Annotated in this window: 13 protein-coding genes and 3 rRNA genes; 13 read left to right on the top strand and 3 right to left on the bottom strand. The window is 64.5% G+C overall.

The window, feature by feature from the left end; translation table 11 throughout:
• Nucleotides 1-25: 25 nt before the first annotated feature.
• From G6N58_RS25470 to G6N58_RS25460, 3 genes are all read left to right on the top strand, one after another.
• Entirely contained in the window at nucleotides 26-2995 is a 2970-nt protein-coding gene (locus G6N58_RS25470; RefSeq protein WP_115281013.1) for an acyl-CoA synthetase, read from the top strand.
• Between the two features lie 121 nt (nucleotides 2996-3116).
• The gene (locus G6N58_RS25465; protein WP_147289426.1) at nucleotides 3117-3584 is read left to right on the top strand and encodes a hypothetical protein; all 468 of its coding nucleotides are present in this window, start codon (nucleotides 3117-3119) and stop codon (nucleotides 3582-3584) included.
• Nucleotides 3585-3782 carry a Trm112 family protein gene (locus tag G6N58_RS25460; RefSeq protein ID WP_115281015.1) on the top strand — a complete coding sequence of 66 codons (198 nt, stop codon included), beginning with the start codon at nucleotides 3585-3587 and terminating at the stop codon, nucleotides 3780-3782.
• Here the strand turns inward: G6N58_RS25460 and G6N58_RS25455 are convergent.
• Genes G6N58_RS25455 through G6N58_RS25445 form a run of 3 tightly spaced genes read right to left on the bottom strand, consistent with a single transcriptional unit; the run spans nucleotide 3776 to nucleotide 5891 of the window.
• Nucleotides 3776-4384, bottom strand: a complete 609-nt coding sequence (locus tag G6N58_RS25455) for a TetR/AcrR family transcriptional regulator (protein WP_115281016.1) — start codon at nucleotides 4382-4384, stop codon at nucleotides 3776-3778. The genes G6N58_RS25460 and G6N58_RS25455 overlap by 7 nt on opposite strands.
• A gap of 5 nt (nucleotides 4385-4389) precedes the next feature.
• Nucleotides 4390-5199, bottom strand: a complete 810-nt coding sequence (locus tag G6N58_RS25450) for an ABC transporter permease (protein WP_115281017.1) — start codon at nucleotides 5197-5199, stop codon at nucleotides 4390-4392.
• Nucleotides 5142-5891: an ABC transporter ATP-binding protein gene (locus tag G6N58_RS25445; RefSeq protein WP_115281018.1), complete on the bottom strand. Its 750-nt coding sequence runs from the start codon at nucleotides 5889-5891 to the stop codon at nucleotides 5142-5144. Before G6N58_RS25445 ends, G6N58_RS25450 begins: the two co-directional genes overlap by 58 nt.
• A 56-nt stretch (nucleotides 5892-5947) precedes the next feature.
• Between G6N58_RS25445 and G6N58_RS25440 the strand changes: the two genes are divergently transcribed.
• The 10 genes from G6N58_RS25440 (at nucleotide 5948) to G6N58_RS25400 (ending at nucleotide 17476) form a co-directional block, all read left to right on the top strand.
• On the top strand, nucleotides 5948-6553 hold the full coding sequence (locus G6N58_RS25440) for a DNA-3-methyladenine glycosylase (RefSeq protein ID WP_115281019.1): 606 nt from the start codon (nucleotides 5948-5950) through the stop codon (nucleotides 6551-6553).
• A gap of 29 nt (nucleotides 6554-6582) precedes the next feature.
• Nucleotides 6583-7857, top strand: coding sequence for a tyrosine--tRNA ligase (gene tyrS, locus G6N58_RS25435; protein WP_115281020.1), 1275 nt, complete (start codon nucleotides 6583-6585; stop codon nucleotides 7855-7857).
• 409 nt (nucleotides 7858-8266) lie between these two features.
• A 16S ribosomal RNA gene (locus tag G6N58_RS25430) occupies nucleotides 8267-9786 on the top strand.
• Nucleotides 9787-10245: 459 nt separating this feature from the next.
• A 23S ribosomal RNA gene (locus tag G6N58_RS25425) occupies nucleotides 10246-13343 on the top strand.
• Between the two features lie 119 nt (nucleotides 13344-13462).
• Nucleotides 13463-13575: ribosomal RNA gene (gene rrf, locus G6N58_RS25420) — 5S ribosomal RNA — on the top strand.
• Together the 16S, 23S and 5S rRNA genes form the textbook arrangement of a ribosomal RNA operon.
• A gap of 167 nt (nucleotides 13576-13742) precedes the next feature.
• Nucleotides 13743-14567: a tetratricopeptide repeat protein gene (locus tag G6N58_RS25415; RefSeq protein ID WP_115281021.1), complete on the top strand. Its 825-nt coding sequence runs from the start codon at nucleotides 13743-13745 to the stop codon at nucleotides 14565-14567.
• Nucleotides 14554-15573 carry an HAD-IIA family hydrolase gene (locus tag G6N58_RS25410; protein ID WP_232067999.1) on the top strand — a complete coding sequence of 340 codons (1020 nt, stop codon included), beginning with the start codon at nucleotides 14554-14556 and terminating at the stop codon, nucleotides 15571-15573. Before G6N58_RS25415 ends, G6N58_RS25410 begins: the two co-directional genes overlap by 14 nt.
• A 13-nt stretch (nucleotides 15574-15586) precedes the next feature.
• The gene (locus G6N58_RS30510) at nucleotides 15587-15748 is read left to right on the top strand and encodes a hypothetical protein (RefSeq protein ID WP_170314363.1); all 162 of its coding nucleotides are present in this window, start codon (nucleotides 15587-15589) and stop codon (nucleotides 15746-15748) included.
• Between the two features lies 1 nt (nucleotide 15749).
• Entirely contained in the window at nucleotides 15750-16556 is an 807-nt protein-coding gene (locus tag G6N58_RS25405; protein ID WP_115281023.1) for a TlyA family RNA methyltransferase, read from the top strand.
• Nucleotides 16553-17476 carry an NAD kinase gene (locus tag G6N58_RS25400; protein ID WP_068917218.1) on the top strand — a complete coding sequence of 308 codons (924 nt, stop codon included), beginning with the start codon at nucleotides 16553-16555 and terminating at the stop codon, nucleotides 17474-17476. The genes G6N58_RS25405 and G6N58_RS25400 overlap by 4 nt, the downstream gene beginning before the upstream one ends.
• Nucleotide 17477 lies beyond the last annotated feature (1 nt).

Genomic DNA, 17477 nt, shown 5'->3' with positions numbered 1-17477 from the left:
AGGGCGTTCAGCAGGGGAGCACCGGATGGATCTGAACCTGACCGCAGTCACCAGACCGGTGGAGCGGCTGGTGGCCACTGCGCAGAACGGTCTCGAGGTGCTGCGACTGGGCGGCCTGGAGACGGGTTCGGTTCCGTCGCCGTATCAGATCGTCGAGAGCGTCGCGATGTACAAGCTGCGGCGCTACTTCCCGCCGGACAGCAGACCGGGCAAGGCCAAGGTAGGCGCCCCGGTGCTCATGGTGCACCCGATGATGATGTCGGCCAACATGTTCGACGTCACGCGCGAGGACGGCGCCGTCGGCATCCTGCACTTCGCCGGCCTGGACCCGTGGGTGATCGACTTCGGCGAGCCGGACAAGGTCGAGGGCGGCATGCGCCGCACGCTCACCGACCACATCGTCGCGCTCAACGACGCCATCGACACCATCAAGAAAACCACCGGCAACGATGTGCACCTCGCGGGCTATTCCCAAGGCGGCATGTTCTGCTACCAGGCAGCCGCGCTGCGGCACTCGAAGGACATCGCCAGCATCATTGCTTTCGGTTCACCGGTGGACACGCTTGCCGCACTGCCGATGGGCATTCCGCCGAACCTGGGCGTGCTGGCCGCCGATTTCATGGCCGACCACGTGTTCAACCGGTTCGACGTCACCGGATGGATGGCGCGCACCGGGTTCCAGATGCTGGACCCGCTCAAGACCGCCAAGGCACGCGTCGACTTCCTGCGCCAGCTGCATGACCGGGAGGCCCTGCTGCCGCGTGAGCAGCAACGTCGGTTCCTGGACTCCGAGGGGTGGATCGCGTGGTCGGGACCCGCGGTGCAAGAACTGCTCAAGCAGTTCATCTCGCACAACCGCATGATGACCGGCGGCTTCGCCATCGACGGTCAGCTGCTGACACTAAGCGACATCACCTGTCCGGTGCTGGCGTTCGTCGGTGAGGTCGACGACATCGGCCAGCCGGCCTCGGTGCGGGGCATCAAGCGAGCCGCGCCCACCGCCGACGTCTACGAGACCACGTTGCGAGCCGGGCATTTCGGGCTGGTGGTGGGGTCCAAGGCAGCCGAGATCACGTGGCCCACGGTCGCCGACTGGGTCTTGTGGCTCGGTGGGCTCGGACCCAAACCCGCCAACGTCGAACCCATGCCGGATCAGCCCGGCGAGCACACCGACAGCGGGGTGCCGCTGGCGTCCCGGGTGGCACACGGGGTGGGGGAGGCCTCGGAGGTGGCGTTGTCGCTGGCCCGCGGAGCCGCCGGGGCGGTGGTGGCCACCAATCGCTCACTGCGCACGCTGGCCATCGAGACCGCCCGTACGTTGCCCAGGCTGACCCGGCTGGGCCAGATCAACGATCACACCCGCATCTCTCTGGGGCGGATCGTCAGCGAGCAGGCCCGCGGCGCACCAGACGGGGAATTCCTGCTGTTCGACGGCCGGGTGCACACCTACCAGGCCGTCGATCGCCGGATCAACAACGTGGTGCGCGGTCTGATCAAGGTCGGCATCCGTCAGGGCGACCACGTGGGCGTCCTCATGGAGACCAGGCCCAGCGCGCTGGTGGCCATCGCCGCGTTGTCCCGCCTCGGAGCCGTCGCGGTGCTGATGCCCCCCGACGGTGATCTGGCCGCTGCGGCCCGCGTCGGCGGGGTCACCGAGATCCTCACCGATCCGCCCCACCTGGATGCCGCACTGCAGCTGTCGGTGCAGGTGCTGGTGCTCGGCGGCGGCGACCTGCGCAGTCTGGACCTGCCGGCCGACGCCGACGTGATCGACATGGAGCAGATAGACCCGGACGCCGTGGAACTGCCGGGCTGGTACCGACCCAACCCCGGTCTGGCCCGCGATCTGGCCTTCGTGGCATTCAGCACCGTCGGCGGACAATTGGTGGCCAAGCAGATTTCCAACTACCGCTGGGCCATGTCGGCCCTGGGCACCGCATCCACCGCCGCCCTGGGCCGCGGCGACACCGTCTATTGCCTGACACCGCTGCACCACCAGTCCGGCCTGCTGGTCGCTCTGGGCGGAGCTGTGGTCGGTGGTGCCCGCATCGCGTTGTCGCGCGGCCTGAATCCCCACACTTTTGTCCAGGAGGTCCGGCGGTACGGAGTCACCGTGGTGTCCTACACCTGGGCGATGCTGCGTGACGTGATCGACGATCCCGAATTCGCGCTGCACGGCAATCACCCGGTGCGACTGTTCATCGGTTCCGGCATGCCGTCCGGGCTGTGGCAGCGGGTCACCGATGCCTTCGCTCCGGCCCGGGTGGTCGAGTTCTTCGCCACCACCGACGGCCAGGCGGTACTGGCCAACGTGTCCGGTGCCAAGATCGGCAGCAAGGGTCGCCCGCTGCCCGGCAGCGGCCAGGTGGCACTGGCGGCCTACGACCCCGAGTCCGACCTCATCCAGGAAGACGAGCGGGGATTCGTCCGGCTCGCCGACACCGACGAAGTGGGCGTGCTCCTGGCCCGCCCGCGGGGTCCGATCGATCCGGCGGCCTCGGTCCGGCGCGGCGTCTTCGCCCCTGCCGACACCTGGATCTCCACCGAGTACCTGTTCCGCCGCGACGCCGACGGCGATTACTGGCTGGTGGACAACCGCCCCGGGCTGCTGCGCACGAAGCGGGGCGTGGTCTACGCCGAACCGATCACCAACGCGCTGAGCATGATCCCCGCGGTGGACCTGGCGGCCACCTACGGCGTAGAGGCAGGTGAGGGGCAACTGGCGGTGACGGCGTTGATGTTGCGGCCCGGCGCCACGGTGACGGCCGCCGACATCGGGGAGGCGCTGGCACACCTGGTGGTGGGTCTGCCGCCGGACATCGTGCACGTGGTGCCCGACCTGCCGCTGGCGGCCACCTACCGGCCGATGATCGGGGAGTTGCGCGCCGCGGGGGTGCCGAAAGCCGGGCGCACCACCTGGGTCCTGGACCCGGCGACCGGCCAGTACAAGCGGCTGACCGCGGCGGTGCGCGGGCGCTTGGAAGCGGCGGAGTAACACAGATGGTGCTACGTAGCGATAGCGCTGTTAGGCTCCCCGAGACAGCTGCGAGGCGTGGAACTCATCTGGGGCGCCTCCGACTCATGCTCACAGGCATCGCGCTGCTGGAGGATCTGCAATGACATCTCAGTCCGACACAACGGCTTCGCGCTGGCGTCGCGCCACGGTGACCGGCCTGGCCGGCGTGGGGCTGGCGGCATCGCTGATGCTGGGCCTGGCGGGGACCGCCAACGCCGACGTCCTCGACGACCTCGAGGCGCAGTACGGCACCGGTTCCGGCGGCGGCCAGGTCGCCAACCTCCTCAACGACGCGCTGGTGCTGCGTGCCCAGGGCATCCGACCCAAGCCGGCCGACCTGCAGCTGGTCCAGGCCGCAGCGGCCAACCGTGGCCCGAATCAGGCTCCGCTGGTGGGTGCGCTGCAGCAGACCGTCTCCAACCAGCAGAAGGTGCTGGCGCAGATGGGTCAGCAGAGCGGCCCCGGCGGCGTCGGCTTCTCCATCAACCAGGGGCCGTGGCAGCCGAACATGAACGGCAATCCGATGATCCGGGATGACAACCCGATCTTCCCGATGCCTGGTCGGTAAGTGCTCGACGAGAAGCTGCTGACCATCCTCGTGTGCCCGGCTGACCGGGGCCCGTTGATGTACACCGCCGATCTGCTCTACAACCCGAGGTTGCGGCGCGCCTACCGGATCGATGACGGTATTCCAGTGCTGTTGGTCGACGAGGCCCGCGACGTTGACGACGCCGAACACGCCCGACTTGTCGGCGAGGCTCAGTAACCGGGCAGTGCCCCGGTGAAGTAACGCTGCAGGGTCGGCGCGATGGTGTCGACGATCTGCTCGACGGGCAGCGACGCCATCGGTTCCAGCCGCAGGATGTGGCGCGCCATCACCACGCCCAGCACCTGGGTGGCCGCGAACTCGGCGCGCAGGACCCCTGTTCCGGCCGGCTCGTCCACGCGCGCCGCCAGATGATGCACCACCACGTCACGCAGGAACGACCGGAACATGGTGAGGTCGTCGCCGGTGATCGCCGAGCGCAGAGTGGCGACCATGCCGGCGCCCACCTCGGAATCCCAGAGCGGCAGGATCAGCGACGGCAGGGTGCGGCCCAACTCGGCCACCGGCACGGTGGCCAGGGGAACGAGGATCTGCGCAGGATCGAACGAGATGTTGATCGCGGCGGTGAACAACTTCTCCTTGGTGCCGAAGTAGTGATGCACCAGAGCTGAATCCACTCCCGCGTCGGCGGCGATGGCGCGGATGGAGGTGTTGCCGATGCCGTTGCGCGCGAACATCTCCCGAGCGCTGGCCAGGATCTTCTCGCGTGTGTCGGAGGCTCCTGTCGGGCGCCCCGGTCGCCGCCGGTTCTCAGTGGTCACCGGGTCTAGGGAGTCCGCCTGCGCAGAGTCACCGCTGCCAGAGCCAGCGCCGTCACCGCGAATGCCACGACCACCACGATGTCACGGACCGCGATCCCTGTCAGCTCAGGATGGGCGCCGACCTCGCGCAGTGCTTCCAACCCGTAACTGGCCGGCATGGCATTGCTGATCCACTGCAGCCACTCCGGCATCAAGGGCCGCGGCACGATGATGCCGCAGAGCAGCAGCTGGGGGACCACCACCACCGGCATGAACTGCACGGCCTGGAACTCGGTGCGGGCGAACGCGCTGCACAACAATCCGAGCCCGACACCCAGCACGGCGTTGACGATGGCGATGACGAACACCCACACCGGGCTGCCGGCGGTGTCGAATCCGAGCAACCAGAATGCCACCACACAAGCGATCGTGGCCTGAGCCGCCGCGGCGAGCGAGAACGCCGTCCCGTAGGCAGCCAGCAGGTCACCGCGGCGAAGTGGTGTGGTGAGAATCCGCTCTAGCGTGCCCGAGGCCCGCTCCCGCTGCATCGAGATCGACGTGATCAGGAACATCACCACTAGGGGCAGTAACCCGAGCAACATCAGGCAGGCGGCGTTGAACGACGCGGGCGTGTTGTCGAACATGAAATACATCAACACGATGACCAGCGTCGGAACCACCAGGATCATGGCGATGCTGCGGTGATCAGCGGCCAGTTGCCGCAGGATCCGTGCCGTGGTCGCGAGATACGGCCGGGCTGCGACGCGGCGGCGGCCGGTCAGGCTGCGGTGCTGTGCCTGATGACCGACAGGAACGCGTCCTCCAGCGAGTTGCATCTCGTGTCCTCTCTGAGTCGGGCCGGGGTGGTGTGCGCCAGCAGATGGCCGTCACGCATGAGCAGCAGGTCGCCGCAGTGGTCGGCTTCATCCATCACATGGCTGGAGACCAGCAGGGTGGTGCCGCGGCGGGTCAGATCGGCAAACCGGTCCCAGAGGTCCACCCGCAGAACCGGATCCAGACCCACAGTCGGCTCGTCGAGCACCAGGAGTTCTGGCGCGCCGACCAGCGCGCACGCCAGTGACACCCGGCTGCGCTGCCCGCCGGACAGGTCGGCGCAGTAGCTGTTGCGATGCTCGCCCAGTCCGACGGCCGAGACGGCCTCGGCAGCAACCGACGGCGCGACGCCGAACAGAGCTGCGAAGTACCGCACGTTGTCGATGACTCTGAGGTCGGCGTACACCGTCGGGTTCTGGGTGACGTAGCCGACGCGGTGGCGCAGTGCGCGAGATCCGGCCGGTCGGCCGAGCACGTCGACGCGACCCGCTGCAATCACCTGGGTGCCGACGATGCAGCGCATCAGGGTGGTCTTTCCGCAGCCGGAGGGGCCGAGGAGACCGGTGATGCTGCCACGGCGGATCGTGAGGTCGAGGTTGTGCAGCACGGTGTTGCTGCCGCGTACCACCCGCAACCCCACGATGTTCACGGCGTCGGCGCTGGTCAAAAATTCATCACCTGATGAACTCATCATGCGATGAATATCCTCCCGCCGAGCTGGGCCGTCAAGGGGTTGGGCAGAATCGGCTCATGCACCCGTTGGATGTTGATCCGGTCTCAGCCGCCCGCCGGCTCCTGGGAGCGTCGTTGTGGTGCCGTGGAGTGGAGGCGAAGATCGTCGAGGTCGAGGCGTACGGGGGCCCGGCCGACGGACCATGGCCCGATCCGGCGGCGCACTCCTTCCGCGGCCGCGGTGGGCGCAACACCGTGATGTTCGATCGGGCGGGCCTTCTCTACACCTATCGCAGCCACGGCATCCACACCTGCGCCAACGTGGTGTGTGGTCCCGATGGCGACGCAGCCGCGGTGTTGTTGCGCGCGGCGATGGTGGTCGATGGTGTTGAGATCGCCCAGCAGCGCCGGGGTATGGCAGTCACCACAGCGGCGTTGGCCCGGGGGCCGGGGAATCTGTGCTCGGCGCTGGGGATCGTGATGACGGACAACGGGACCGATCTGTTCTCCGATGAGTCGCCGGTGCGCCTCGAGCTCGCTACGGTCGCCGGTTCCACCGCGGGACCGCGGGTCGGAGTGAGCAAGGCCGCTGACCGGGCCTGGCGCTTCTGGCTCACCGGCCACCCCGAGGTTTCGGCTTTTCGGCGCAGCCCCCGGGCGCCTGCGATGGGGCTGTCGGACTGAGCGCAGGGCACGTGCGGGAAGATTCCTGCATGAGCACGACGATTCTCGATGAGTTGAACTGGCGCGGGCTGATCGCGCAGTCCACCGACCTCGATGCGCTGGCCGGGCAGCTCGCGGCCGGACCCGTGACCGTCTATTCGGGATTCGACCCCACTGCGCCCAGCCTGCATGCCGGGCATCTCGTGCCCCTGCTCACGTTGCGTCGCCTCCAGCAGGCCGGCCACCGGCCCATCGTGCTGGCCGGGGGTGCGACCGGGATGATCGGCGACCCGCGCGACACCGGGGAGCGCACCTTGCACACCGCAGACGTGGTGTCCGAGTGGGCCGGCCGCATCCGTGGGCAGCTCGAGCGGTTTGTGGTGTTCGACGATTCCGCGACCGGCGCGGTGGTCGAGAACAACCTGAACTGGACCGGAGAGCTGTCGACCATCGAGTTCCTGCGTGACGTAGGTAAATACTTCTCGGTGAATGTGATGTTGGACCGGGACACGGTGCGGCGCCGCCTCGATGGTGAGGGCATCTCCTACACCGAGTTCAGCTACATGTTGTTGCAGGCCAACGATTTCGTGGAACTGCACAGCCGATACGGCTGCGGTCTGCAGGTCGGCGGTTCTGATCAGTGGGGCAACATCATCGCCGGGGTGCGACTGGTCCGCCAGAAGCTCGGCGCCACGGTGCACGCGTTGACCACCCCTTTGGTGACGGACTCCACCGGCGCCAAATTCGGCAAGTCCACCGGCGGTGGCAGCTTGTGGCTGGATCCCGAGATGACCAGTCCGTATGCCTGGTACCAGTACTTCGTCAACACCGCCGACGCGGACGTCATCCCGTACCTGAAGTGGTTCACCTTCCTGTCCCGTGACGAGATCGCCGAACTGGACGAGGCCACCCGGGAGCGTCCACACGAGCGCGCGGGGCAACGGCGCCTGGCCCGGGAGCTGACCACCCTGGTGCACGGCGAGGCCGCCACCGCTGCGGTGGAACACGCAAGTCAAGCCCTGTTCGGCCGAGGTGAACTCGACGTCCTCGATGAGTCGACGCTGGCTGCGGCGCTGCGGGAGACGTCGGTGGCGCAACTGGAGCCCAACGGTCCCGCCGGCATCACCGACCTGTTGGTCGCCACCGGGCTGGCAGCCAGCCGGGGTGCTGCCAAGCGCAACATCGCCGAGGGTGGGGTGTCGGTGAACAACGTTCGCGTCACCTCGGAGGAGTGGGAGCCGCAGGCGTCGGACTTCCTGCACGGGCAGTGGCTGGTGCTGCGGCGTGGGAAGCGGAACGTGGCGGGGGTGCAGCGGGTTTCATGAACATCCGGAGTCGCGAGCGCCGCTTGAAAATACGTATCTACCAGGCGATTTGACTCTGAGTTTCCAGAGACGTAACTTATTCCAGGTCAGAGCGACCCGGCCGAGCCGGAGAGCGCGAGACCTCCCCGGGAATCAACCTGGTAACAGATTGTTCCTGACAGTCCGTAGTACGAACCAGCGGCCGATGAGGCCGAAGATTTGTCGCGGGCCCGGGGGAGAACAGCAAGTCTGTTGTTTGAGAACTCAATAGTGTGTTTGGTGGTTTTTGTTTGTTGACCATGCCTGTGGGGGGACTCCCCGTCTTCCTGCTTGTGGGTGTGGTTGTTTTTTTGGATGCCAGTTTTGGTGTCTGTTGTTTGTGATCGGATTTTTCTGATTCGAATTCTGCCTGGCTTTGGCTGGGGGTTTTTGTTTGGAGAGTTTGATCCTGGCTCAGGACGAACGCTGGCGGCGTGCTTAACACATGCAAGTCGAACGGAAAGGCCCTTCGGGGTGCTCGAGTGGCGAACGGGTGAGTAACACGTGGGTGATCTGCCCTGCACTTTGGGATAAGCCTGGGAAACTGGGTCTAATACCGAATAGGACCACGGCATTCATGTGCTGTGGTGGAAAGCTTTTGCGGTGTGGGATGGGCCCGCGGCCTATCAGCTTGTTGGTGGGGTAATGGCCTACCAAGGCGACGACGGGTAGCCGGCCTGAGAGGGTGACCGGCCACACTGGGACTGAGATACGGCCCAGACTCCTACGGGAGGCAGCAGTGGGGAATATTGCACAATGGGCGCAAGCCTGATGCAGCGACGCCGCGTGAGGGATGACGGCCTTCGGGTTGTAAACCTCTTTCAGTACCGACGAAGCGCGAGTGACGGTAGGTACAGAAGAAGGACCGGCCAACTACGTGCCAGCAGCCGCGGTAATACGTAGGGTCCGAGCGTTGTCCGGAATTACTGGGCGTAAAGAGCTCGTAGGTGGTTTGTCGCGTTGTTCGTGAAAACTCACAGCTTAACTGTGGGCGTGCGGGCGATACGGGCAGACTGGAGTACTGCAGGGGAGACTGGAATTCCTGGTGTAGCGGTGGAATGCGCAGATATCAGGAGGAACACCGGTGGCGAAGGCGGGTCTCTGGGCAGTAACTGACGCTGAGGAGCGAAAGCGTGGGGAGCGAACAGGATTAGATACCCTGGTAGTCCACGCCGTAAACGGTGGGTACTAGGTGTGGGTTTCCTTCCTTGGGATCCGTGCCGTAGCTAACGCATTAAGTACCCCGCCTGGGGAGTACGGCCGCAAGGCTAAAACTCAAAGGAATTGACGGGGGCCCGCACAAGCGGCGGAGCATGTGGATTAATTCGATGCAACGCGAAGAACCTTACCTGGGTTTGACATGCACAGGACGTGCCTAGAGATAGGTATTCCCTTGTGGCCTGTGTGCAGGTGGTGCATGGCTGTCGTCAGCTCGTGTCGTGAGATGTTGGGTTAAGTCCCGCAACGAGCGCAACCCTTGTCTCATGTTGCCAGCACGTTATGGTGGGGACTCGTGAGAGACTGCCGGGGTCAACTCGGAGGAAGGTGGGGATGACGTCAAGTCATCATGCCCCTTATGTCCAGGGCTTCACACATGCTACAATGGCCGGTACAAAGGGCTGCGATGCCGTAAGGTGGAGCGAATCCTTTCAAAGCCGGTCTCAGTTCGGATCGGGGTCTGCAACTCGACCCCGTGAAGTCGGAGTCGCTAGTAATCGCAGATCAGCAACGCTGCGGTGAATACGTTCCCGGGCCTTGTACACACCGCCCGTCACGTCATGAAAGTCGGTAACACCCGAAGCCGGTGGCCTAACCCCTTGTGGGAGGGAGCCGTCGAAGGTGGGATCGGCGATTGGGACGAAGTCGTAACAAGGTAGCCGTACCGGAAGGTGCGGCTGGATCACCTCCTTTCTAAGGAGCACCACGAAACCCTGGCCGGTCCACATTGTGTGGGGTGCCGCGACCGTGGGTGAATCTGTGGATGGCCGTCGCCTGTAGTGGGTGATGGTCTGGTGCATAACGTTGTAGAGCAAACTCAAAAACCGTGTCCTGGTTGGTCTTTCGAGGCTGGGTGGGATGTTCGGGGTCATCAAGCACACTGTTGGGCTTTGAGGCAGCAGCCTTGCGGCGCCACTGTCATTGCGATGGTGTTGCGCCGGCCCGCATCGCGATGGGTGTCTGGTCCTGTTTGGGGTCAGGTGGTTGTCGGTGGTGGTGGGTGTTGTTGTCGCTCCATCTTGGTGGTGGGGTGTGGTGTTTGATTTGTGGATAGTGGTTGCGAGCATCTAGCGCGCAAGAGTGTTCTCGCTCTTTTCGGAGGGTGAGGGCTTTTGTGTGCATCTGATGTGCAATTTTGCTCATTTTTGGTTTTTGTAAGTGTTTAAGGGCGCATGGTGGATGCCTTGGCACTGGGAGCCGATGAAGGACGTGGGAGGCTGCGATATGCCTCGGGGAGGTGTCAACCGACCGGTGATCCGAGGATGTCCGAATGGGGAAACCCGGCACGAGTGATGTCGTGTCACCCAACGCTGAATGTATAGGCGTTGGGGGGGAACGCGGGGAAGTGAAACATCTCAGTACCCGTAGGAAGAGAAAACAATTGTGATTCCGTGAGTAGTGGCGAGCGAAAGCGGAGGATGGCTAAACCGTGCGCATGTGATACCCGGCGGGGGTTGTGTGTGCGGTGTTGTGGGGTCAACGTTCTCTGATCCGCCGATCAGGGCAACAGTGAGAAAACAATGTGTTAGGCGAAGTGGCTTGGGATGGCCTGCCGTAGACGGTGAGAGCCCGGTAGTTGAAAACATGTTGTCTGTTGTCGTTGTGTCCCCGAGTAGCAGCGGGCCCGTGGAATCTGCTGTGAATCTGCCGGGACCACCCGGTAAGCCTGAATACTTCTCAGTGACCGATAGCGGATTAGTACCGTGAGGGAATGGTGAAAAGTACCCCGGGAGGGGAGTGAAATAGTACCTGAAACCGTGCGCTTACAATCCGTCAGAGCCCTCCTTCGTGGTGGGGTGATGGCGTGCCTTTTGAAGAATGAGCCTGCGAGTCAGGGGCATGTCGCGAGGTTAACCCGGGTGGGGTAGCCGTAGCGAAAGCGAGTCTGAATAGGGCGTATCCCCGTGAGGGGTGTAGTGGCATGTTCTGGACCCGAAGCGGAGTGATCTACCCATGGCCAGGGTGAAGCGCGGGTAAGACCGTGTGGAGGCCCGAACCCACTTAGGTTGAAGACTGAGGGGATGAGTTGTGGGTAGGGGTGAAAGGCCAATCAAACTCCGTGATAGCTGGTTCTCCCCGAAATGCATTTAGGTGCAGCGTTGCGTGTTTCTTGCCGGAGGTAGAGCTACTGGATGGCCGATGGGCCTCACAAGGTTACTGACGTCAGCCAAACTCCGAATGCCGGTAAGTGTAAGCGTGGCAGTGAGACGGCGGGGGATAAGCTCCGTGCGTCGAGAGGGAAACAGCCCAGATCGCCGGCTAAGGCCCCTAAGCGTGTGCTAAGTGGAAAAGGATGTGCAGTCGCGAAGACAACCAGGAGGTTGGCTTAGAAGCAGCCACCCTTGAAAGAGTGCGTAATAGCTCACTGGTCAAGTGATTGTGCGCCGATAATGTAGCGGGGCTCAAGCACACCGCCGAAGCCGCGGCAATACGTAAGTATTGGGGAGCGTCCTGCATCCGGTGAAGCAGCCGAGTGATCGTGTTGTGGAGGGTGTGGGAGTGAGAATGCAGGCATGAGTAGCGATAAGGCAAGTGAGAACCTTGCCCGCCGAAAGACCAAGGGTTCCTGGGCCAGGCCAGTCCGCCCAGGGTGAGTCGGGACCTAAGGCGAGGCCGACAGGCGTAGTCGATGGACAACGGGTTGATATTCCCGTACCCGTGTGAGCGCGTCCCTGATGAATCAGTGGTACTAACCGCCCAAAAGGCGCTGGATCTAATCCTTCGGGAGAGGACCGGTGCTGGCTGCGCGGGACCTTCGCTGGTAGTAGTCAAGCGATGGGGTGACGCAGGAAGGTAGCCGTACCAGTCAGTGGTAATACTGGGGCAAGCCTGTAGGAGTCAGATAGGTAAATCCGTCTGGCATATATCCTGAGAGGTGATGCATAACCGTATGAGGTGAATTCGGTGATCCTATGCTGCCGAGAAAAGCCTCTAGCGAGCTCTCACACGGCCCGTACCCCAAACCAACACAGGTGGTCAGGTAGAGAATACCAAGGCGTACGAGTGAACTATGGTTAAGGAACTCGGCAAAATACCCCCGTAACTTCGGGAGAAGGGGCCCACATGTCGTGAACACCCTTGCGGTGGGAGCGGGAGTGGGTCGCAGAAACCAGTGAGAAGCGACTGTTTACTAAAACACAGGTCCGTGCGAAGTCGCAAGACGATGTATACGGACTGACGCCTGCCCGGTGCTGGAAGGTTAAGAGGACCCGTTAATCGTAAGGTGAAGCGGAGAATTTAAGCCCCAGTAAACGGCGGTGGTAACTATAACCATCCTAAGGTAGCGAAATTCCTTGTCGGGTAAGTTCCGACCTGCACGAATGGCGTAACGACTTCTCAACTGTCTCAACCATAGACTCGGCGAAATTGCACTACGAGTAAAGATGCTCGTTACGCGCGGCAGGACGAAAAGACCCCGGGACCTTCACTACAACTTGGTATTGGCGTTCGATACGGTTTGTGTAGGATAGGTGGGAGACTGTGAAGCGGTCACGCCAGTGATTGTGGAGTCATTGTTGAAATACCACTCTGATCGTATTGGACTTCTAACTTCGAACCGTATATCCGGTTCAGGGACAGTGCCTGGTGGGTAGTTTAACTGGGGCGGTTGCCTCCCAAAATGTAACGGAGGCGCCCAAAGGTTCCCTCAACCTGGACGGCAATCAGGTGTTGAGTGCAAGTGCACAAGGGAGCTTGACTGTGAGACTGACACGTCGAGCAGGGACGAAAGTCGGGACTAGTGATCCGGCACCCCCGAGTGGAAGGGGTGTCGCTCAACGGATAAAAGGTACCCCGGGGATAACAGGCTGATCTTCCCCAAGAGTCCATATCGACGGGATGGTTTGGCACCTCGATGTCGGCTCGTCGCATCCTGGGGCTGGAGCAGGTCCCAAGGGTTGGGCTGTTCGCCCATTAAAGCGGCACGCGAGCTGGGTTTAGAACGTCGTGAGACAGTTCGGTCTCTATCCGCCGCGCGCGTCAGAAACTTGAGGAAATCTGTCCCTAGTACGAGAGGACCGGGACGGACGAACCTCTGGTATACCAGTTGTTCCACCAGGAGCACGGCTGGATAGCCACGTTCGGACAGGATAACCGCTGAAAGCATCTAAGCGGGAAACCCCTTCCAAGACCAGGTTTCTCACCCTCTAGGAGGGATAAGGCCCCCCGCAGACCACGGGATCGATAGGCCAGACCTGTACACACAGCAATGTGTTAGGGAACTGGCACTAACCGGCCGAAAACTTACAACAACCTTGCTCGCAACCACACACCACATCTGCACATCGCACTCCACCACCAAAAACACCTGTTCTTGGACACCGACCGACACCCCGCCAACCCGGGTGTGCGGTCGACAAGAAAATAGAGTTACGGCGGTCATAGCGACAGGGAAACGCCCGGTCCCATCCCGAACCCGGAAGCTAAGCCTGTCAGCGCCGATGATACTGCCCTACCGGGCGGAAAAGTAGGACACCGCCGAACACACATTGAGAAATGCCCCCCACTCACGTGGGGGGCATTTCCATTTGTCCGGAATATGTCATCGCGCCTTAGAACAATGGCGAATTGTGTGGGTAAGAATGGCGAATTGTGAGGTAAACGCCGTTGCCCGTATCCTGACCTGGACGTAACGAGCCGGAAAGGCAGCAGTGGTCGAGAACAGAGGCGGCGGAGAACGCCGGTCAGGGCGCCCCGACCGTGATGGCGCCCCGCGGTGGAAAGACCGCGGCAAGCCACCGGCACGATCCGGCCCCGACCGGGCCCGGCGTGTGCAGCCGCGGCCCGAGCGTAGCGGCGACGCCGAGAACGGTCCCGCCGCTCCCCGGATTCCGGCTTCCGTGGATGCCAAGCAGTTGGCGCCCGACGTCCGCCGCGAACTGAGTACGTTGGACAAGACGACCGCCGACACCATCGCCCGACATCTGGTGGCCGCCGGCGAGCTGCTCGAGGAAGATCCCGAAGCCGCACTCGAACACGCCCGCGCCGCCCGGCAGCGCTCGGGTCGCATCGCGGCCATCCGTGAGGCCGTGGGTATCGCGGCGTATCACTGCGGTGACTGGGCGCAGGCTCTCTCCGAACTGCGCGCGGCCCGCCGGATGGGGGCCAAGTCCGAATTGCTCCCGCTCATCGCCGATTGTGAACGGGGCGTGGGCCGTCCCGAGCGCGCGGTCGAACTGTCGCGCAGCGCTGAGGCGCAGGCGCTCACCGGAGACGACGCCGACGAACTGCGCATCGTGGTCGCCGGTGCCCGTGCCGACCTGGGCCAGCTGGAGCAGGCGCTGGCGGTGCTGGCGTCACCGCCGCTGGACCCCACCCGCTCGGGACAGACCGCGGCACGGCTGTTCTACGCCTACGCCGAAGCTCTGCTGGCGCTGGGCCGCAACGACGAAGCGCTGCAGTGGTTCTTCCACGCCGCCAGCGCCGACACGGACGGCATCACCGACGCCGAGGATCGCATCAGTGAGCTTGCCTGAGGTGGCCACGTTCGTCGACGACTTCGACTGCCTGCTGCTCGACCTCGACGGAACGGTGTTCCGCGGACACGAGCCCACCGAGGGCGCCGTCGAGGCATTGGCACAGGCGCCGTCCCGCACGTTCTTCGTCACCAACAACGCGTCCCGCAGCGCTGCCGAGGTGGCCGCGCACCTGACCGAGCTCGGGTTCTCCGCCACCGACGCCGACGTGGTCACCAGCGCGCAGGGCGCCGCTCGTCTCCTGAAGAATCAACTACCGCCGAACGCTGCGGTGTTGGTGGTTGGCACCGAGGCGCTGGCTCACGAGGTCGCCGCGGTGGGGCTGGCACCGGTCCGCTCCTTCGACGACCGACCGGTGGCCGTCGTGCAGGGACACAACCCCGAGACCGGATGGGCTGATCTGGCCGAGGCGGCTCTGGCGATCCGGTCCGGGGCACTGTGGGTGGCCGCCAACGTCGACCGGACACTGCCGACCGAGCGTGGGCTGCTGCCGGGTAACGGGTCGATGGTGGCAGCCGTGCAAGCCGCGACCGACAGCCAGCCTCAGGTGGCCGGCAAGCCCGCCCCCACGCTGATGCAGGACGCCCTGTCGCGCGGGGAGTTCCGGGCCGCGCTGGTGGTCGGTGACCGCCTCGACACCGACATCGCCGGCGCCAATGCCGCCCAGCTGCCGAGCCTGATGGTGCTCACCGGGGTCAACAACGCCAACGATGCGGTGCATGCCGTGCCGGACCAACGACCCACCTACATCGCCCATGACCTCCGCTGGCTGCATACCGACACCGAAGCGTGTGCAGTGGCAGCCCACCCCGCGTGGCGTGTGCGCATCGATGGCCAGGCCGTCACCGTGGAGGCCACCGGGGAGGACGCCGGCGACGACGGATTGTCGATCGTGCGCGCCACGGCCAGGGCGGTCTGGGATGCCGGCGCCGGCGAGACCCGGTACTCGGTGCGGGCCGGGGATGACACCGCGGCGGAGGCGCTGCAGCGTTGGTCCATCAGCTAGCGTTGGTGCCGATATGAGTACCGATGCCGACCAGATCCGAGCGCAGTTCGACGCGCTGCTGGCCGAGGTTCCTGATGTGACCCACGGCGGGGCGGACCTCGATGATGTCGCCACCCGGCTCGAGCAGGCGCACGACGTTCTGGTGCAGGCACTGGAATCGGTGGAGAAGGGCTGAGGTGACACGGCGCGCGCGCGTCGACGCCGAGTTGGTTCGTCGCGGTCTGGCCCGGTCGCGTCAACAGGCGGCCGAACTGATCGAGGCCGGGCGCGTCCTGGTGGACGGTATGCCCGCGACCAAGCCCGCGACGGCGGTCGCGCTGACGGCCACCCTCAAGGTCGAAGCCGGTGACCGCAGCTGGGTCTCGCGTGGTGCGCACAAACTGATCGGGGCGCTCGACGCGTTCGGCGTCGAGGTCAGCGGTCGGCGCTGTCTCGATGCCGGCGCGTCCACCGGTGGATTCACCGAGGTACTGCTCGACCGCGGTGCGCGCGAAGTGGTTGCCGTCGATGTCGGCTACGGCCAGCTGGCGTGGCCGGTGCGTTCCGACGAACGGGTCGCGGTGTACGAACGCACCAACGTCCGCGATCTCACTCCCGAGGTCATCGGCGGCAGCGTGCAGGTGGTGGTCGCGGACCTGTCGTTCATCTCGCTGTCCACAGTGCTGCCCGCGCTGACCGCGTGTTCGTCGGCGGACGCCGATATCGTTCCCATGGTGAAGCCCCAGTTCGAAGTCGGTAAGGGTCTGGTCGGCGCCGGCGGCGTGGTCTCGGATCCGCTGCTGCGTCAGTCCGCTGTTCGCGGCGTGGCCGAGCGGGCCGTCGGATTGAACTGGCACCCCGTCGGGGTGGTGGCCAGCCCGCTGCCGGGGCCATCTGGCAACGTGGAGTACTTCCTGTGGTTGCGTGCCGACACCGATCGGGCCCTGCGTGGGGCCGATCTCGACGCAGCCATCCGCACTGCCGTCGACGAGGGGCCGCAATGACGTGCGACCGCACGATCCTGCTGGTGGTACACACCGGCCGTACGGAAGCCACCGAAGTGGCCCGCCGCGTGGAAAAGGTGATGGGCGAGAACGGCATCGGGCTCAAGATGCTCTCCGCCGAAGCCGTCGACCGTGGATCGCTGCACCTGAACCCGGAGGACATGCGGGCGCTCGGGGTCGAGATCGAGGTGGTGGACGCCGACGAAAACGCCGCCGCGGGCTGCGAGATGGTGCTGGTGCTCGGTGGCGACGGCACTTTCCTGCGGGCCGCCGAGCTGGCCCGTAACGTCAACATCCCGGTGCTCGGGGTGAACCTCGGGCGCATCGGCTTTCTGGCCGAGGCCGAGGCCGACAACCTCGACACCGTGCTGGAGCACGTCATCCAGCGCAACTACCGGGTCGAGACGCGGATGACGCTGGACGTCGCGATCCGTGTGGACGGTGAGATCGTCGAGCGTGGCTGGGCGCTCAACGAGGCCAGCCTGGAGAAGAGCCCGCGTCTCGGGGTGCTCGGTGTGGTGGTCGAGATCGACGGCCGGCCGGTGTCGGCGTTCGGCTGCGACGGGGTGCTGATCGCCACGCCCACCGGCTCCACGGCGTACGCATTCTCGTCGGGTGGCCCGGTGGTGTGGCCGGATCTGGAGGCCATCCTCGTGGTGCCGAACAACGCGCACGCCCTGTTCGCGCGTCCGATGGTCACCAGTCCCAACGCCACCATCGCCGTGGAGATCGAATCCACCGGCTACGACGCCCTGGTGTTCTGCGACGGCCGCAGGCAGATGAAGCTGCCTGCCGGCGGGCGCCTGGAGGCCACCCGCTGCGGCACACCGGTGAAATGGGTGCGACTGGACAGTGCCCCCTTCACCGACCGCCTGGTGCGCAAGTTCCGGCTGCCGGTCACCGGTTGGCGCGGACAGTAAC

Origin of the sequence: Mycolicibacterium tokaiense, from assembly GCF_010725885.1 — a bacterium.
Lineage (GTDB): Bacteria > Actinomycetota > Actinomycetes > Mycobacteriales > Mycobacteriaceae > Mycobacterium > Mycobacterium tokaiense.
The sequence above is the reverse complement of the archived record's forward strand: the minus strand, read 5'-3'. Positions and strand labels throughout refer to the sequence as shown.

Excerpts from the sequence above, each read along its gene's own strand:
- G6N58_RS25465 (WP_147289426.1), top strand. The coding sequence starts at position 3,117 with ATGACATCTCAGTCCGACACAACGGCTTCGCGCTGGCGTCGCGCCACG.
- G6N58_RS25440 (WP_115281019.1), top strand. The coding sequence starts at position 5,948 with ATGCACCCGTTGGATGTTGATCCGGTCTCAGCCGCCCGCCGGCTCCTG.
- G6N58_RS25445 (WP_115281018.1), bottom strand. The coding sequence starts at position 5,891 with ATGATGAGTTCATCAGGTGATGAATTTTTGACCAGCGCCGACGCCGTG.
- G6N58_RS30510 (WP_170314363.1), top strand. The coding sequence starts at position 15,587 with ATGAGTACCGATGCCGACCAGATCCGAGCGCAGTTCGACGCGCTGCTG.
- tyrS (WP_115281020.1), top strand. The coding sequence starts at position 6,583 with ATGAGCACGACGATTCTCGATGAGTTGAACTGGCGCGGGCTGATCGCG.
- G6N58_RS25470 (WP_115281013.1), top strand. The coding sequence starts at position 26 with ATGGATCTGAACCTGACCGCAGTCACCAGACCGGTGGAGCGGCTGGTG.
- G6N58_RS25400 (WP_068917218.1), top strand. The coding sequence starts at position 16,553 with ATGACGTGCGACCGCACGATCCTGCTGGTGGTACACACCGGCCGTACG.
- G6N58_RS25450 (WP_115281017.1), bottom strand. The coding sequence starts at position 5,199 with ATGCAACTCGCTGGAGGACGCGTTCCTGTCGGTCATCAGGCACAGCAC.